The 14,837-nt window shown below is 40.3% G+C and carries 15 protein-coding genes; 4 read left to right on the top strand and 11 right to left on the bottom strand.

What is annotated here, in order from left to right; all coding sequences use genetic code 11:
- Window positions 1-182: 182 nt before the first annotated feature.
- From QFZ72_RS07740 to thpR, 4 genes are read right to left on the bottom strand one after another with little or no spacing between them, the layout of a single operon-like run.
- On the bottom strand, window positions 183-1,022 hold the full coding sequence (locus tag QFZ72_RS07740; protein ID WP_307431497.1) for a nuclease-related domain-containing protein: 840 nt from the start codon (window positions 1,020-1,022) through the stop codon (window positions 183-185).
- 14 nt (window positions 1,023-1,036) lie between these two features.
- The gene (locus QFZ72_RS07735; RefSeq protein WP_307431494.1) at window positions 1,037-1,726 is read right to left on the bottom strand and encodes an LrgB family protein; all 690 of its coding nucleotides are present in this window, start codon (window positions 1,724-1,726) and stop codon (window positions 1,037-1,039) included.
- Window positions 1,726-2,106, bottom strand: a complete 381-nt coding sequence (locus tag QFZ72_RS07730) for a CidA/LrgA family protein (RefSeq protein ID WP_307431493.1) — start codon at window positions 2,104-2,106, stop codon at window positions 1,726-1,728. Before QFZ72_RS07730 ends, QFZ72_RS07735 begins: the two co-directional genes overlap by 1 nt.
- Before the next feature lie 52 nt (window positions 2,107-2,158).
- On the bottom strand, window positions 2,159-2,713 hold the full coding sequence (gene thpR, locus QFZ72_RS07725; protein ID WP_307431489.1) for an RNA 2',3'-cyclic phosphodiesterase: 555 nt from the start codon (window positions 2,711-2,713) through the stop codon (window positions 2,159-2,161).
- Between the two features lie 244 nt (window positions 2,714-2,957).
- Between thpR and cysK the strand changes: the two genes are divergently transcribed.
- On the top strand, window positions 2,958-3,890 hold the full coding sequence (gene cysK / locus QFZ72_RS07720) for a cysteine synthase A (protein WP_307431486.1): 933 nt from the start codon (window positions 2,958-2,960) through the stop codon (window positions 3,888-3,890).
- A 155-nt stretch (window positions 3,891-4,045) separates the two neighbouring features.
- Here cysK and QFZ72_RS07715 read toward each other — a convergent pair whose 3' ends face one another.
- A complete protein-coding gene (locus QFZ72_RS07715) occupies window positions 4,046-5,224 on the bottom strand; it encodes an MFS transporter (RefSeq protein ID WP_307431483.1) in 1,179 nt (392 codons plus the stop codon).
- 208 nt (window positions 5,225-5,432) lie between these two features.
- Entirely contained in the window at window positions 5,433-6,827 is a 1,395-nt protein-coding gene (pepV, locus tag QFZ72_RS07710) for a dipeptidase PepV (protein ID WP_307431479.1), read from the bottom strand.
- Window positions 6,828-7,014: 187 nt separating this feature from the next.
- Here pepV and QFZ72_RS07705 point away from each other — a divergent pair, with 187 nt between their 5' ends.
- A complete protein-coding gene (locus QFZ72_RS07705) occupies window positions 7,015-8,316 on the top strand; it encodes an NCS2 family permease (protein ID WP_307431477.1) in 1,302 nt (433 codons plus the stop codon).
- Between the two features lie 522 nt (window positions 8,317-8,838).
- Window positions 8,839-9,063 (top strand): DeoR family transcriptional regulator, encoded by a 225-nt coding sequence (locus QFZ72_RS07700; protein WP_029278908.1) that lies wholly within the window; start codon window positions 8,839-8,841, stop codon window positions 9,061-9,063.
- Between the two features lie 109 nt (window positions 9,064-9,172).
- Here the strand turns inward: QFZ72_RS07700 and QFZ72_RS07695 are convergent, their stop codons facing one another.
- Complete coding sequence (locus QFZ72_RS07695) at window positions 9,173-9,898, bottom strand: pseudouridine synthase (RefSeq protein WP_307431475.1); 726 nt, start codon at window positions 9,896-9,898, stop codon at window positions 9,173-9,175.
- 37 nt (window positions 9,899-9,935) lie between these two features.
- Window positions 9,936-11,558, bottom strand: coding sequence for a putative polysaccharide biosynthesis protein (locus QFZ72_RS07690; protein ID WP_307431474.1), 1,623 nt, complete (start codon window positions 11,556-11,558; stop codon window positions 9,936-9,938).
- Between the two features lie 182 nt (window positions 11,559-11,740).
- Here QFZ72_RS07690 and QFZ72_RS07685 point away from each other — a divergent pair, with 182 nt between their 5' ends.
- Window positions 11,741-13,018 carry a BaiN/RdsA family NAD(P)/FAD-dependent oxidoreductase gene (locus QFZ72_RS07685; RefSeq protein ID WP_307431473.1) on the top strand — a complete coding sequence of 426 codons (1,278 nt, stop codon included), beginning with the start codon at window positions 11,741-11,743 and terminating at the stop codon, window positions 13,016-13,018.
- Between the two features lie 13 nt (window positions 13,019-13,031).
- On the opposite strand, the gene QFZ72_RS07680 is transcribed toward QFZ72_RS07685, so the two are convergent.
- The 3 genes from QFZ72_RS07680 to QFZ72_RS07670 form a co-directional block, all read right to left on the bottom strand.
- Window positions 13,032-13,214 (bottom strand): sporulation protein Cse60, encoded by a 183-nt coding sequence (locus tag QFZ72_RS07680; protein ID WP_307431472.1) that lies wholly within the window; start codon window positions 13,212-13,214, stop codon window positions 13,032-13,034.
- Window positions 13,215-13,454, bottom strand: a complete 240-nt coding sequence (locus QFZ72_RS07675; protein ID WP_307431469.1) for a DUF2553 family protein — start codon at window positions 13,452-13,454, stop codon at window positions 13,215-13,217.
- Window positions 13,455-14,334: 880 nt separating this feature from the next.
- Window positions 14,335-14,649, bottom strand: a complete 315-nt coding sequence (locus QFZ72_RS07670) for a rhodanese-like domain-containing protein (protein WP_307431466.1) — start codon at window positions 14,647-14,649, stop codon at window positions 14,335-14,337.
- Window positions 14,650-14,837 lie beyond the last annotated feature (188 nt).

Genomic DNA, 14,837 nt, shown 5'->3' with positions numbered 1-14,837 from the left:
ATTCCCAGTCTAGTAAAATTATAGCTTTTTTTAGTGAAACTGTATGTACGAATCTACAAAAAAATACGCCTGCCGGCGTATTAATCGTTTCTGCGAAAAGAGTCAATCAAGCATTGGGACAAAAGAATCTCAGCAGCCTTCAGCTGTTCATGCTTAATTGGCGTTGTGGAATTTCTGTAAATTTAGAACCATCCACTGAAATTCCTTTTATCTACAAGTGTTAAATCGTATGGTACCTGGGGAAACTCGATGAATCCGCTTTTGTACATCAGTACCTTTTTCACTTCCAGATCGATCTTGCTTTCTCTTAGTAATTGCTTAACAATTGTTCCTGTTCGATTCAAACTGATTAAAGGAGAAAGCTGTTTTTTTTCATGATCTCCCGGATTCACTGTCCAGAAGCGTTCACTTGAACCTTCAATAACGTCGTGCTGTCCCCCTTCGAGATAATGGATACAAACGATTTCTCCAGGACTGATTAAAATCGGATCAAGCCCAATGGACGTATTTTTTATTTTGAAAACAGGATTATACATAATGAGATGCTGATCAGGCAATTTTTGAAGAAGTTCAAGCAATCTCTCATTTTCATAAAAAGAAACATCTGCATATGATTTTTCACGAATGGTAGACGTGGCCCATTTCATTTGGAACTGAAAGATGTGATTCATAAATTTCGCTTTTAATTCATCCAATGTTTGCGGAACGGAGAGAAAGATGAATTCCATTGTGTCTGCTTGTTGCTCAGCAGCTGGAATATTCAAATCGCAGGAAACAATTTCTTCTTTTTTCCTTAATATATTACTGACCTTTCTGAGAAAATTTTCTTTTTCCTTTTTCCCTTCTGCTCCATCCATTGTCTCTGTATGAGGTCTTACAAATTGCTGAAACTCATTATTTTCATAAGCAAGCTTGATCATTTGCCATTGCTGTTTCTTTAAACGCAGAAATTGGCTTTGGTAGCGGTATAAATCCATCTCGTACCTTGAAATGCAAGAATGGATCTTGATTAGTTGAGCCAATTTTTTTCAACTCCTTATAGGATGCTTAAAATAAATGGTGCGAGCAGCGGGCAAATTATCGCTGTAAAGATGGCGCATAAAGTCATCGAAATCGAACTGATGGCTCCTTCAAGCTCACCCAGCTCCAGTGCTCTTGCCGTACCTGTGCCATGCGATGCTGCACCTAGTCCAATTCCTTTTGCTACTGAATGATGAATGCCAAAAAGCTGCAGCAAAGACGGTCCAAACATTGCGCCTGAAACACCTGCAATGACAACATAGATTGCAGCAAGCGCCGGAATACCGCCCATCATGTCTGCAATATCCATTGCAATTGGATTTGTCACTGATTTAGGGGCAAGAGACAAAATCAGCTCCTCATCCACATGAAAAAGCCCTGCAAGAAGTGTTCCGCTGCCAATGCCAATGATGCTTCCTGCAAAAACACTTGCTAGAATAGTAAAGGCATATTTTTTCAGAATACGGCGGCTTTCATATAAAGGATAGGCCAAAGCCACAACCGCAGGTCCGAGCAGCCCATCAATCCAGATTCCGCCTTTCAAGTATTCTGAATAAGTCGTTCCAGTGCTCAATAAAAGAAGAATGATAAAAAAAGTGCATGTCGCTATAGGCACAAGAATAGGCAGGGGATATTTTTTATAGAGCTGCCTCATGGCAGCATATATGACAATCGTTAACACTATGTAAAGGACAGCTGAAAACATTAGACTTCTCCTCTTTTTTCGGAAGCTTCCGTTCTCATGGTGAGCCGCTGCCCTATTGCAGCGGACGAAATCATAACCACGGCCGTGCTGAAAAGAGCGACAAGCGCACTTACGATTCCTTTACCGCTGAACAGATCAAAATGATCGATTAAACCGACTGTGGCCGGAATAAAAAGCAGTGATAAATGACTTAACAGCATAGAACTTCCTTCTTTTAACATCGGAAGCCTGATCATTTTTAAAGAAAGGCAGAAAAACAGCAGAAACATTCCGATAATGCTTCCTGGCATAGATAGCTGCAAATGATGCTGTATAAAAACTCCGGCCAGGTAAAAAAGATATAAACAAGCAATTTGAATTAATATTTTCATCCATTTCATAGTTATCCCTGCTTTGCATTTGTTGTTACACAGGATGACAGGCAAATCTTTTTCAGCGCAGCATCACGTTGTGTATGGAATGGTATTTAGGATTTTTATCAAGCTTTGTCTCAAAGAGATCCACACTAGTCACGGTAAAGCTCATTTGTTCAGGTGAAGCTATCCGCTGATTTAAGAAATTTTCTTCTGAGATCCAATTCTTTGCGACGGTAACATGCGGAGTAAACGGGCGCTCATCCAGTTTGAAATCAGCATGTTTGCAAATCTGATAAACCTGGCTCCTGAGCGCTGCAAGCTTTTCTGAATCCTCTGTTCCCAGCCAGAAAATCCTTGGTGACTGCGGTCTCCCGAAAGTCTTGAATGTGGTTGTCTGCAATTGGAAGGCATGATTATTTACAAGGGTCTTCTCAAGATCATGTTTCACCTGCTCTAATTGATTTTCTGATTGCGGATGTCCTAAAAATGCCAGAGTAAGATGATAATCAAGCGGATGCACCCAAGATTTAAAATGTTTTTCTTCCCTTAAAGAAGACGCTTGATTATAAATGGATTTTGCCAATTCTTCAGGAAGTGATATACCTATAAAAAAGTGTTTCAAAGCTGTCATGTCAGTCTCCTTATTCGCATTGAAGGCTGTATGGTATGCAATTGATCATAATGCCATGCAGCCAACATTTGATTTTTTTCTGCCGAAATAAAACATCTTTCAGCTTTTTTATAGTTTATCCACAAACGAGAAAAATCCCTTTCGTTTTCATCTTATCAAAGGTACAGGCAAGAATATAATCAAGTGCATTGGATGGCTGCCGAAAAAAAATATGCTATCATATCAAATAAAGGAGCTGAGATAAATGCGTGTAGTTGAAAATATAGCAGATTTAATTGGCGATACTCCCTTGGTAAAATTAAATCGGCTGAATCCTGAAAACGGAGCGGACGTCTATTTGAAGCTTGAATTTTTCAATCCAAGCGGAAGTGTAAAGGACAGAGCTGCATTAAATATGATCCTAGAGGCTGAAAAACAGGGCCTTTTAAATAAGAATTCCACCATTATTGAGCCGACTTCAGGCAATACTGGCATTGGGCTTGCAATGAACGCTGCTGCAAGAGGCTATAAAGCCATACTTGTTATGCCTGACACGATGACACAGGAACGAATCAATCTATTGAAAGCATATGGCGCTAAAGTTGTGCTGACTCCTGGCGATGAGAAAATGACTGGTGCCATCAATAAAGCGAATGAACTTGCAAAAGAAATCCCGGACAGCTTTGTTCCTATGCAGTTTGATAATGAAGCAAACTCAGATGCACACCGCAAATCAACCGCCATTGAAATCATTTCTGCAATGGACGGGCTTGGCAAAAAACTGTCTGCATTTGTGGCAACTGCCGGTACAGGCGGAACGATTACAGGAACTGGCGAAAGGCTGAAAGAGCATTATCCTGATTTAACGGTTCACGTTGTTGAGCCTGCAGGATCTCCTGTCCTGTCTGGGGGTAAGCCAGGCAAGCATAAGCTTGTAGGTACAAGTCCCGGATTCATACCTGACATTCTGAATCAGAACGTTTATAATGAAATATTCAAAATCAAAGACGAACAAGCTTACGACATTACCCGCCGTCTTGCTGCCGAAGAAGGCATATTAGTCGGCCCATCATCTGGTGCTGCCTGCTTTGCTGCACTGGAAGTAGCAAAACGTCTGACTCCTGATGATGTTGTCGTGTGCATCGCCTGCGACACAGGTGAGCGCTATTTATCAAGTGATTTATTTCTCCAGGATTAAGAACAAAAGCTCAGGCGCCAAGGCCCGCTCCGACAGGCAGATTCGTTCTGACCGAGGATCTAGGAGCCGGAGCTGGACGTAAATTCCTTTATTTCAGTATCCACAACCGTTTGACTTTTATAATTTACTAAGCAACAGAAAGAGCTGCCCGGCACTTATTCCGGAGCAGCTTTTCTCATTCTTATATTCATAATCGCTAATACAGCTAAGGCGACCGTTGAAAGAATACCAAAAAACAAATAGACATAAAGGATAGAAAAACCTTCTAAGATTAAACCACCGAAAAATGTGCAGAACCAGTTTCCGAGACCATTCCCTACTGATGAATAGAGGGAAATGGCTGTTGCCCCTACAGAAATCGGCGCGAGCTCTCTAACATATTGAAGGGCTGCCGGAATAAACAGGCCTACAGACAATCCTTGAGCGATGGTCGTAACATAAACCACTTCAAGCGGAGGCTCAAAGAAGTACAGAAACCATCTCAGGCTGGAAATAAAAGTTGCCATCATAAGAATATTCATCATCCCAAGTCTGCTGATCCAGCTGCTTGCAAATTTCATAAAAGGCGCCTCACTGCCTGCTGCAAGAAGAAAGGCTATGCCTATCCCTGTCAGTCCCCCGCCAAGCTCTGCCACAAAAATTCCAAAATAAATATTGTTTGCTAAGATTGGTCCCAGCACCAGAAAAGCAACAAATAAAAACAAGAAATACCTTGGGACATTAGCAAGCTCTTTTATTCCTTCCCTGATGCTGATTTGCATTGTTTTCGTTTCATTCGGAAGCTGATAGGCGAAAAACACCGCAATAAATAAAATAAGGGCAAACGCATAGAAAATCATACTTAATGAAAAAAGCTCTGAAAGCTGTCCTACAGCCATAACGGCGACCGCAAATCCAACCGCACCCCACAGACGGATCGAACCGTACTCTGTTTTTGTTTTTTGAACGTAATTCATTGAGATGCTGTCTGATAATGGAATGAGCGCACTCTGTACAATCGCAAGGAGCGAAGCAATGGCAATCAGCCAAATATATGTATCTATCATTGAAAAAACAAGTCCAAAAATCCCTGCAAGCGTCAGCGCAATCGTTAATAAAACAGTCGGTTTTTGTGTCATGTCACTCAAAATCCCCCACAGAGGCTGAATCAAAATCATTACAACCGGACTGATGCTCATGATCATACCTATTTGACTTCCAGAAAGCCCGATACTGTCTTTAAGATACACAGGAAGCAGCGGAAATAGCGAACCGAAAGCAAAAAAAACTAAAAAATAAAAAGAATAAAAGTGAACTCTAGTTGTACGATGCTCTCTTTGCAATGAATATTCCAAAACAGCAGCCTTCTTTCTTTAAGGTTCTTTTCTAACTTTCAAATTTAAAACCAGAGAAGAACACATAACCCTTTTTAGATACGAAATTGAGATTCAGGGAACTGCCTTTCTAAAAAGCAAAACTCCCAGAAAAACCGCCCTCCGGTAACAGAGAGCGGCCAAAAAGCTTCTTCATTCATCCTACCACAACAGGCGGAATTCGTTAACATTATTTTGCCAATTCATAAATGGCTTGTGCATAAATAGCGGTAGCTTTAAGCAAATCGTCAATGATGACATATTCATCTTTTTGATGAGCAACATCAGGTCTTCCGGGGAACATCGGGCCAAACGCCACACCAGCCTTCAGAGAACGTGCATAGGTTCCGCCGCCTATAGCAATTAATTCAGCACGATCACCTGTTTGTTCTTCATACACTTTTTTTAGTGTTTGAATTAATTCATGCTCTGCATCAACATAATGAGGCTTTGAATCACTTAGAGAAGCTAACTGAAATTCGGTGATGGATTTCAATCCTTCGGAAATCCGCTCAACATCACCAGTTACAGGGTAGCGGATATTTACACCTAGCTCTCCTGATTTTTCACTATCATAAGAAATAATGCCAAGGTTCACTGTAAGCGGGCCGCTCACTTCATCTTCACATTGAATGCCAAGTTTCTCACCGCTCGTGTCATTGCTGAAGAAGGCAACAATCTGTCTGATAAATCGTTTCCCGTTATGATCCAATTCTTCATCTGCAAGGAAAAGGGAAAGGAGCAGACCGGCATTCTTGCCTGTGTGCGGCAAACTTCCATGTGCCGAAACACCCTCAGCTTTAAGTGTCAGCACTCCATTTTCTTCAGAAACACTGCCTGTTAGATCATATTGGTTTAAATATTTGTTATATTTTTCTGTAAGCCCCTGTGCATCATCAGACTGAATTAGAGCTTCAGAATGATCAGGAACCATGTTGAAGCGCCTTCCTGATTGAAAAGAAAGCAGTTTTGTCCCGCTTTTGCTGCTTAGTGCTTTATCAAAGAAATATGTAAGCTTTGCATCGATGATTCCTTTTTCAGCATTGATAATCGGAAAATCTGCATCAGGTGCAAAGCCGAGTGCAGGCATTTCTTCATGTTTAAAATAGTGATCCACACATCCCCAGTCACTTTCTTCATCTGTTCCAAGAATCATGCGGACTCTTTTGTTCAATGGCAATCCGAGGTCTTTTACGATTTTCATTGCATAATATGCCGCCATTGTAGGACCCTTATCATCAATGGCTCCGCGTGCAAAGATTTTTCCGTCTCTTATTTCCGCCCCAAAAGGATCACTGCTCCAGCCGTCACCCTCCGGCACAACATCAACGTGACACAGAATTCCAACGATATCTTCCCCTTGTCCCATTTCCAGATGACCGGCATAGCCCTCGAGATTTTTTGAAATAAATCCGTCTTTTTCTCCCTTTTCAAGCATGTGAGTCAGAGCTTCATTAATTCCTTTTCCAAATGGAGAGCCTGCTTTGACTGTTTTTTTATCAAGCAAGCTTTTAATGCGCAAAAATTCTTGAGTGTCTTTAATGAAATCTTCTTTCCTGCTTAAAACTTCCTGCATCCAATCCATCTTTAAACCCCTTTTCATATTTATTTCAATATGTCCTTACCTAGTAAGATACCAAAGGATGCGGACATAAGAAAGCTTGGACAGGAGAAACTAAAATGAATACAAAATGAATACCCCTTGCATTTTACCTGAAAAACGAATATTATTATAAATGTTTTGTAAAAATGTTCGTTAATTGGAGGCTCTCATGTTTAAACTAAAAGAAAATCAAACGACTATGCGAACAGAAACGCTGGCAGGACTTACAACGTTTTTAACTATGGTTTACATTGTTGTCGTAAATCCTATTATCCTTGCAGACGCAGGTGTTCCTTTTGATCAGGTGTTTACAGCAACAATTATCGCCGCTATTGTCGGTACATTGTGGATGGCACTTGCAGCGAACTATCCAATTGCAATTGCTCCTGGTATGGGATTGAATGCATATTTTGCTTATTCCGTTGTCGGCGGTCACCAAGTCAGTTATCAGATTGCATTTGCATCCGTATTTGTAGCGGGTATTCTTTTTCTGATCTTATCTTTAACTCCGTTCCGCAAAAAATTGATTGAAGCGATTCCGGCTAATTTAAAATATGGCATTACAGCAGGAATCGGTCTTTTTATAGCTTTTATCGGCCTGCGTTTAACTGGAATTGTTACGGATCATCCGGAAAACCTTGTAACGCTTGGAGATTTAACTTCTCCTCCTGTCATCCTCGCACTTGTTGGACTTGCTGTTACGCTTGTATTAATGAGCTTAAATGTACATGGTGCCCTCTTTTTCGGGATGATCATTACTGGTATTATTGCTTTCTTTACTGGGGAACTTTCTTTCAAAGAAGGATTCGTTTCCATGCCGAGCCTGCCGGAAGGATTTATCATCTTAAATCCTGTTGAAGCAATCGGGCAAGTGATTCAGCATGGTCTTTATGCCGTTGTATTCTCTTTCCTGCTTGTTACTATCTTTGATACAACTGGAACAATGATTGGGGTAGCTCAGCAAGCAGGTCTAATGAAAGGCAATGAACTGCCAAACGCCCGCAAAGCCCTTTTGGCTGATTCTGCTGCAACAACAGTTGGGGCGATGTTCGGAACAAGTCCTACAACGGCTTACATTGAATCTTCTGCGGGGGTTGCTGCAGGAGGACGTACTGGACTTACGACTTTAACTGTCGCTGTACTATTTGGTTTAACAGCTTTCTTCAGCCCTCTTGTCGGCGCTGTCTCTGGAATTGCTGCCATCACGGCTCCTGCATTAATTATTGTCGGAAGCTTAATGATGGGCAACATTGCAAAAATCAACTGGAATGAAATTGATGAAGCATTCCCTGCGTTTCTTGTCATTATCAGCATGCCTCTTACATCAAGCATTGCAACGGGCATTGCACTTGGATTCATTTCATACCCTCTTATGAAAATTGCAAAAGGGAAGTGGAAAGAAGTTCATCTGTTTGTTTACATTTTCGCTGTTTTATTCTTTATACAGCTGGTTTTCCTGGGCGGTCATTAATAGGTTTTTGCGCAGGAAGTGAAAAAGCTCCCCAAAAGTCGTGAACTTTTGGGGTTTTTTCAATTTGGGGTTTTGACTGAATAAAAAATTTGATTTTTCTTCCGAGCCCCAATCAGAAACAGCAATTTTATCAGTCAAAAAATGAATTGATACAGCCGAATTTTTAAAATTTTCGGCAGATAAAGGATTTTTTTAACGGTTGGAAAATTATTTCATAAAATACTTAAAAGCATCCATACTAAAGATGGATTCTTTTTCATATAAAAACACAAAAATGTCATACTATTCAGAATTAACTACATATAGTAAAATATGATATATAAGTTTTAACTTTATGTAATTAGATTAAAACTATGTAAAATTTTTGTTAATTCGAGCATTTTACTAGTATGAAGCTGTCGAAATCGTGTAAAATATTGTTGTAGCGTTCATTAGATAAATAAGAACAGTAACATCTGCAGTAGGGGACATCGTAGGTTGTAGTAGGCTATGCCGTACGATCAAATGATAAGGAGTGGTTTTTTGAAACCTTCAACAAACCGTATGCTAACTCGTATCAAATCTGTCTACATGTTTATCCATGAAAGAGGTACTGTGACAACTCAGCAGCTTGTCGACGAATTTGGTATTACACCACGAACCATTCAAAGAGATTTAAATGTGTTGGCGTATAATGACCTGGTTCGAAGCCCAAGCAGAGGCAAATGGACAATTACACAAAAGAAGGTTAGAAAAATGTCTTCTTAAAAAGAGACTGAACAATGAAAAACCGAAACGTTTTGTATACATAAGAAAACCAGCCAAAATAAGATGGCTGGTTTTTTTTCTGCTGATTTAAAGTTATCGGAATGTATTTTTATAATTCAACCGCTTTAGCATTCTGCAATCCTTCCACTTCTTCTTCTGTAAGCTCGCGGTACTCGCCTAACTCCAGGCTTTCATCAAGCAATAGCGGGCCCATGCTGATTCTTTTTAAATAGGTTACTTTTTTTCCGACAGCCTCAAACATTCGTTTCACCTGATGAAACTTGCCTTCTGTGATGGTAATGTGAATTTCCGACTGCTCGTCTGCAGAAAGAATCACAAGAGATGCCGGCTTTGTAACATATCCATCATCAAGCTCTACACCTTTTTTAAAAGCCGCAGCGTCCTCCTCAGTTACTTTTCCAAGGATTGTTGCATAATACGTTTTCGGTACATGCTTTTTAGGAGACAGCAGCTGATGTGACAGCTGTCCATCATTTGTAAGCAGCAGAAGTCCCTCTGAATCTTTATCAAGACGCCCAACAGGAAACGGCTTGTAAACGGCGTCTTCCATTTCCAGCAAGTCAATAACGGTTTCCTGCACAGAATCCTCTGTGGCCGAGAGATAGCCCCCTGGTTTATTCAGCATTAAATAAATATGCTCCTTATAATCAACCGTCTCCCCATGCACGGTTATCCTTGGTTCAGCAGGATCAACATGTGTCTTGGCATCTTTAATAGTGATTCCATCCGCTTTTACGGCACCTGTCTTTAAAAGCTGTTTTACTTCTTTTCGGCTGCCATAGCCAATGTTTGATAATAATTTATCTATTCTCATAAATAATCTGCTCCTGACCTATTAAAAAGGAAGGCTCTTATTCAGCAGCCTTCCTCTTTCGATTTAAAAATGAAAAACGATTTCCGAACAGCTTTTCAAGCAAATGAGACCGGTAGGCAATGTATAAATAAGCACCTGCTCCAAGACCTATCGATATGATTAAGATAATCGTTGACGGGATCTTCCCATCTGAATAATCAATAAAAATAGACAACACGGACTGCGACACAGAAACGATCATTGCCATAAAAGCTGTCAGTATTCCAATAAAAACGGTTCTTTTAAATAGAAGCCTGAAGGAATACTTGGCATGACGGTGAATCATGGCAAAGCTGTAAATGATTGAAGCTCCAAAGCCAAGCGCAGTGGCCATGATCGAGCCTAGTCCCTGAAACATCACAATCAAAGGCGCGTTAACAGCCATTTTAATGATTAATCCAAAGGCAAGTGAGATAACAGCAAGCTTTTGTTTGTTGATCCCTTGTAAAACAGCTGCAGTTACCGTGAAGAATGAAAATAGAATTGCTACTGGCGCAAACCATCTTAACAGCTCTGCACCTGCAGGGTTATCGTTGTAAAAGAGCATATATGCAGGTTCTGCAAGCACTGCCAGTCCTACAACAGCAGGCAATACTAAGAAAATGATAATCTGAAATGCCTGATCGATCTGCCGGTTCAACAACGGCATGTTTTTATCTACGAATGATCTAGTAATAGTAGGTACAAGTGTTAAACCAAACGCTGTTGCCAGTGATACTGGAATCATGACAAGCTTTGGCAGATATAACGTGACAATTGAGAAGATATTCGCCGAAATATCTGCAAAACCGGCAGATGTCATGGCTCTATTAAAAGTATTTGTGTCTACATAACTGTATAATGGAATGGCTAATCCAACGAATACGAATGGACCTGCATACGAGAAAAGCTCTTTGAACATTCCGCCTGTTGTAATGTCACTGACAGGCACCAGATTCTCTCTCATAGCTTCAAGCGTATGCTTTCGTCTTTGCCAGTAAATGAATAGGACAAGCAATCCTCCTATTGCCCCGACAAAGGCGGCAAACGTTGCATACCCTACTGCCGTTACAAGAGTTCCATTAAAAACCTTCAGTACGAGATAAGCGGCTATCAGCAAAAAAGCAATTCTGACTATTTGTTCAATCACCTGAGAAACAGCAGTAGGCCCCATTGACTGATGGCCCTGGAAAAAACCGCGTATTAAGCTCATGATTGGAACAACAATCAAAGCAAGACTGACCATCCGAATAACTAAAACCGCGTCATCAACCGTAGTATTTCCAAGTTCTTTTTGTCCCAATGCACTTTCAGCAAAAAAAGGAGCCAAGAAATAAAGAATGGCAAACGCTATAACACCAGTTCCAAACATGACGGATATACCGACTCTGAACATTTTCCTGCTCGTTGCATAATCACCGATGGAATTATATTTTGATACAAATTTTGAAACCGCCTGAGGAAACCCCATTGTGGCAATCCCCAGAAATACCGCATATTGGGCATATCCATACTGATAAAGTGCTCCCCCGTCTTCACCGATCAGGGCAAAGAATGGAATGACATAAATCATCCCTAATATTCTAGAAATATATGTGCCGAGCGTTAATACTAACGTCCCTCTTAACAATTTATTCGACATTTATGAAATCACCAATTTCTCTCTGAAGATTCAACTTTTCTATTTTAACACAATAAACACCCATAACAATAATGTTTGTACACAGCTTATCCGATAATAAAACGGCCGTATTTTGATTTTTTCCAGTTTCAGCTATAATAGGATAGGAAATCAGGTTTCCTGAAAGAAAAGGTTGTGAGCAAATGAAGTATGATGTGGTTATTATCGGAGGCGGCCCTTCTGGTTTGATGGCAGCAATTGCTGCCGGAGAACAAGGAGCAAATGTACTCCTGCTTGATAAAGGAAATAAACTCGGCAGAAAACTCGCGATTTCCGGCGGCGGCCGCTGCAATGTAACGAACCGTCTGCCGATCGATGAAATTGTAAAGCATATCCCGGGAAATGGACGATTTTTATATAGCGCTTTTTCAGAATTCAGCAATGAAGATATCATTCGCTTTTTTGAAAAACTTGGCATACAGCTGAAAGAAGAAGATCACGGAAGGATGTTCCCTGTATCAGATAAGGCTCAGTCTGTTGTAGATGCTTTACTGAATCAGCTGAAAAAACTCCATGTGACAATAAGGACAAATGAACCTGTTGAAACCGTAGATTATATAGAAGGCAAAGCCGCGGGAGTTCTTTTAAAGAACGGAGAATACATCAGCACAAATGCTGTGGTAATTGCAGTCGGCGGTAAAAGCGTTCCCCACACAGGAAGCACTGGTGACGGCTATGCTTGGGCTGAAAAAGCCGGCCATACCATTACAGAGCTCTTTCCTACAGAAGTTCCGATTACTTCAAATGAACCATTCATTCAGGAAAAAACATTGCAGGGTCTGTCGCTCAGGAATGTTGCATTAAGTGTCCTGAATCCAAAAGGAAAAGTCATAAAGACTCACCAAATGGACATGATTTTCACCCACTTCGGCATATCAGGCCCTGCTGTCCTGCGCTGCAGTCAGTATGTTGTAAAAGCAATGAAAAAGTTCAAAACAACTTCCATTCCAATGAGCATCGATTCTTTTCCTGATCAAAATGCAGAGGAATTATTCCAGCAAATGGTTAAGCTGCTTAAAGAAGAACCTAAAAAGGCCGTTAAAAATGTATTAAAAGGATTTCTGTCTGAACGATATCTTCACTTTTTATTAGAGCGGAACGGAATTGACCAGCAGGTGACATATGCGAACTTATCTATGGAGAAATTGCGCGGATTTGTCGGAGACTGCAAGCAGTTTCAGTTCAATGTGCATGGAACACTGTCCATTGACAAAGCATTTGTAACAGGCGGAGGTGTATCCGTAAAAGAAATACACCCTAAACAAATGGCTTCCAAATTGATGAACGGTCTCTACTTTTGCGGAGAGATTCTTGATATTCATGGATATACCGGAGGGTACAACATTACATCTGCGCTTGTAACAGGCAGACTCGCAGGCAAAAATGCCGCAGAATATGTAAAGGAAGCTGCTATCTTGTAGCTGCTTCCTTTTTTTAGGTTCTGTATAAGACTAGCGCTGTAAAACAATAAAGCTGCTCGCCATCTTCATTGCAGGCAGCTGCCACGTTGTACTTTATATCCACAAGCTGTTCGTCTGAAATGGATTTTAAAAAGTGGTTGATTTCACGTTCCAGATCTTTTTCATGCTCCTTATCAAAAACGGCTACCTTGTACATTTAACACCATCCCATATCATACCCTTCTGCATATTGCTGCTGAAGCTCACAATTCCGTTCATAAATCCGGTAAAACCTGTCCCCTTCCACAACAAATCCGTTTTCTAATTCATATTCCCGTCCCTCAGAAGTTATGACAAGCTTTCCGATATATTCCTTCCCAATGTACAATTCCATGAAATCCCCATGGAGCCTTGCAAGCACCCGTTCCGTTACTTCAAGCTTGTGATATTCAGACATATCACATCCCTCCTTATTTTATTGTATTTTGAGAGGCTTAAGATTATGACAGCGTTTTCATTAAAGGTTCATATTTCATTCTTTACAGACATTAAATATTTAGAGATCAAAACGATGACTATTCTGTTAGACCACTGCAGCTTGGACATTAACCAATATGATGGAAAAAATCTTTTGATCTGATCACCTTGTAATCAAGGTGCTTTTTATCAAGTAGAAAAGATCCCTTGGCGCTTTTTATTGATTCTTTATTTATTTTTCACTTTCTTTGTTTTGATAAATATAACTTATACCTAAAATATCAATAAGTGTATATTTTTGTAAGAAAACCTTACATGGTTTTTTTATTTATATTTAGAAATTGAGGTAACCGATTATAAAATTTCTATCTGAGAGTACTCCTGCAAAATCTTTTATTTAGTGTGAGGTGGATATAAGTCCGTAAGCCTTTGAAACGATGATGGAAGGATTCCAATCAAAAATGTACTCATAAAATTCAATATTGTGTTTTTGATCTTTTGTACTAAAAGGGCGAAAACCTAATTCGGATTCAAAAGGTAAAATTACAATAAAAAAGCAGCCCCGCGGCTGCTCTCCTTCAGCACCGGATCGAACCGCCCCTGTAAGCTTTTGAAAACATTCTGAATCATCAAGATGTAACTCCGTTAAAATGGTCAGGTTATCAAGAGCTAGCGTTTCAGCTTCATTTCGGCAAGTGGCACACTATCCACTGAAGCCCTTTAACTATCAGCAAATATGATTTTCAGAACCTGGTATCTAATTATCCAGCGCTTACTCTAAATAATAAATCCATTTCTTGCGCTCACAAAATGCCTTAACTTCAAAAAAAAATCCCTGCACTTAAGCAGGGACCTGCACCTTAAGCTAATTCACTTTTGCGTTTTGTATCACCTTTCCAGTCAAGCATGCCGCCAGCCATATTTGTTACATTATAGCCTTTATCCTCCATGTACGCGCAGACATTTCCGCTGCGTCCGCCTGAGCGGCAGATGATGATATATTCTTTATCTTTATCAAAAGCATCCAGTTTTTCAGGGATATCTCCCATTTTAATATGTTTCGCTTCAGGTATCATGCCTTCTTCTACTTCGTCATCCTCGCGAACATCTACAAGATTTAATGTTTCGCCGCTTTTAAGTTTCTTATGTAATTCTTCTGTCGTAATTTCATTCATTTAGATTACACCCTTTCACCAGCAGATGAGTTTATTATACCAAAGCAGACTGGGACCATACCAGTTTAAGCATTTATGCAGGAGAACAGAAAAAGAAGAGGAGCTTTATCAGCACCTTCTTCTGCTCTTCTTATTGTCAGCTCCACCTCCTAACTCCTAGGTCAGAACAAATTCGCCGAAAAAGTCAA

This window comes from Bacillus sp. V2I10 (assembly GCF_030817055.1).
Classification (GTDB): Bacteria; Bacillota; Bacilli; order Bacillales; family Bacillaceae; genus Bacillus_P.
This window is presented reverse-complemented; position numbering and strand designations above follow the sequence as displayed.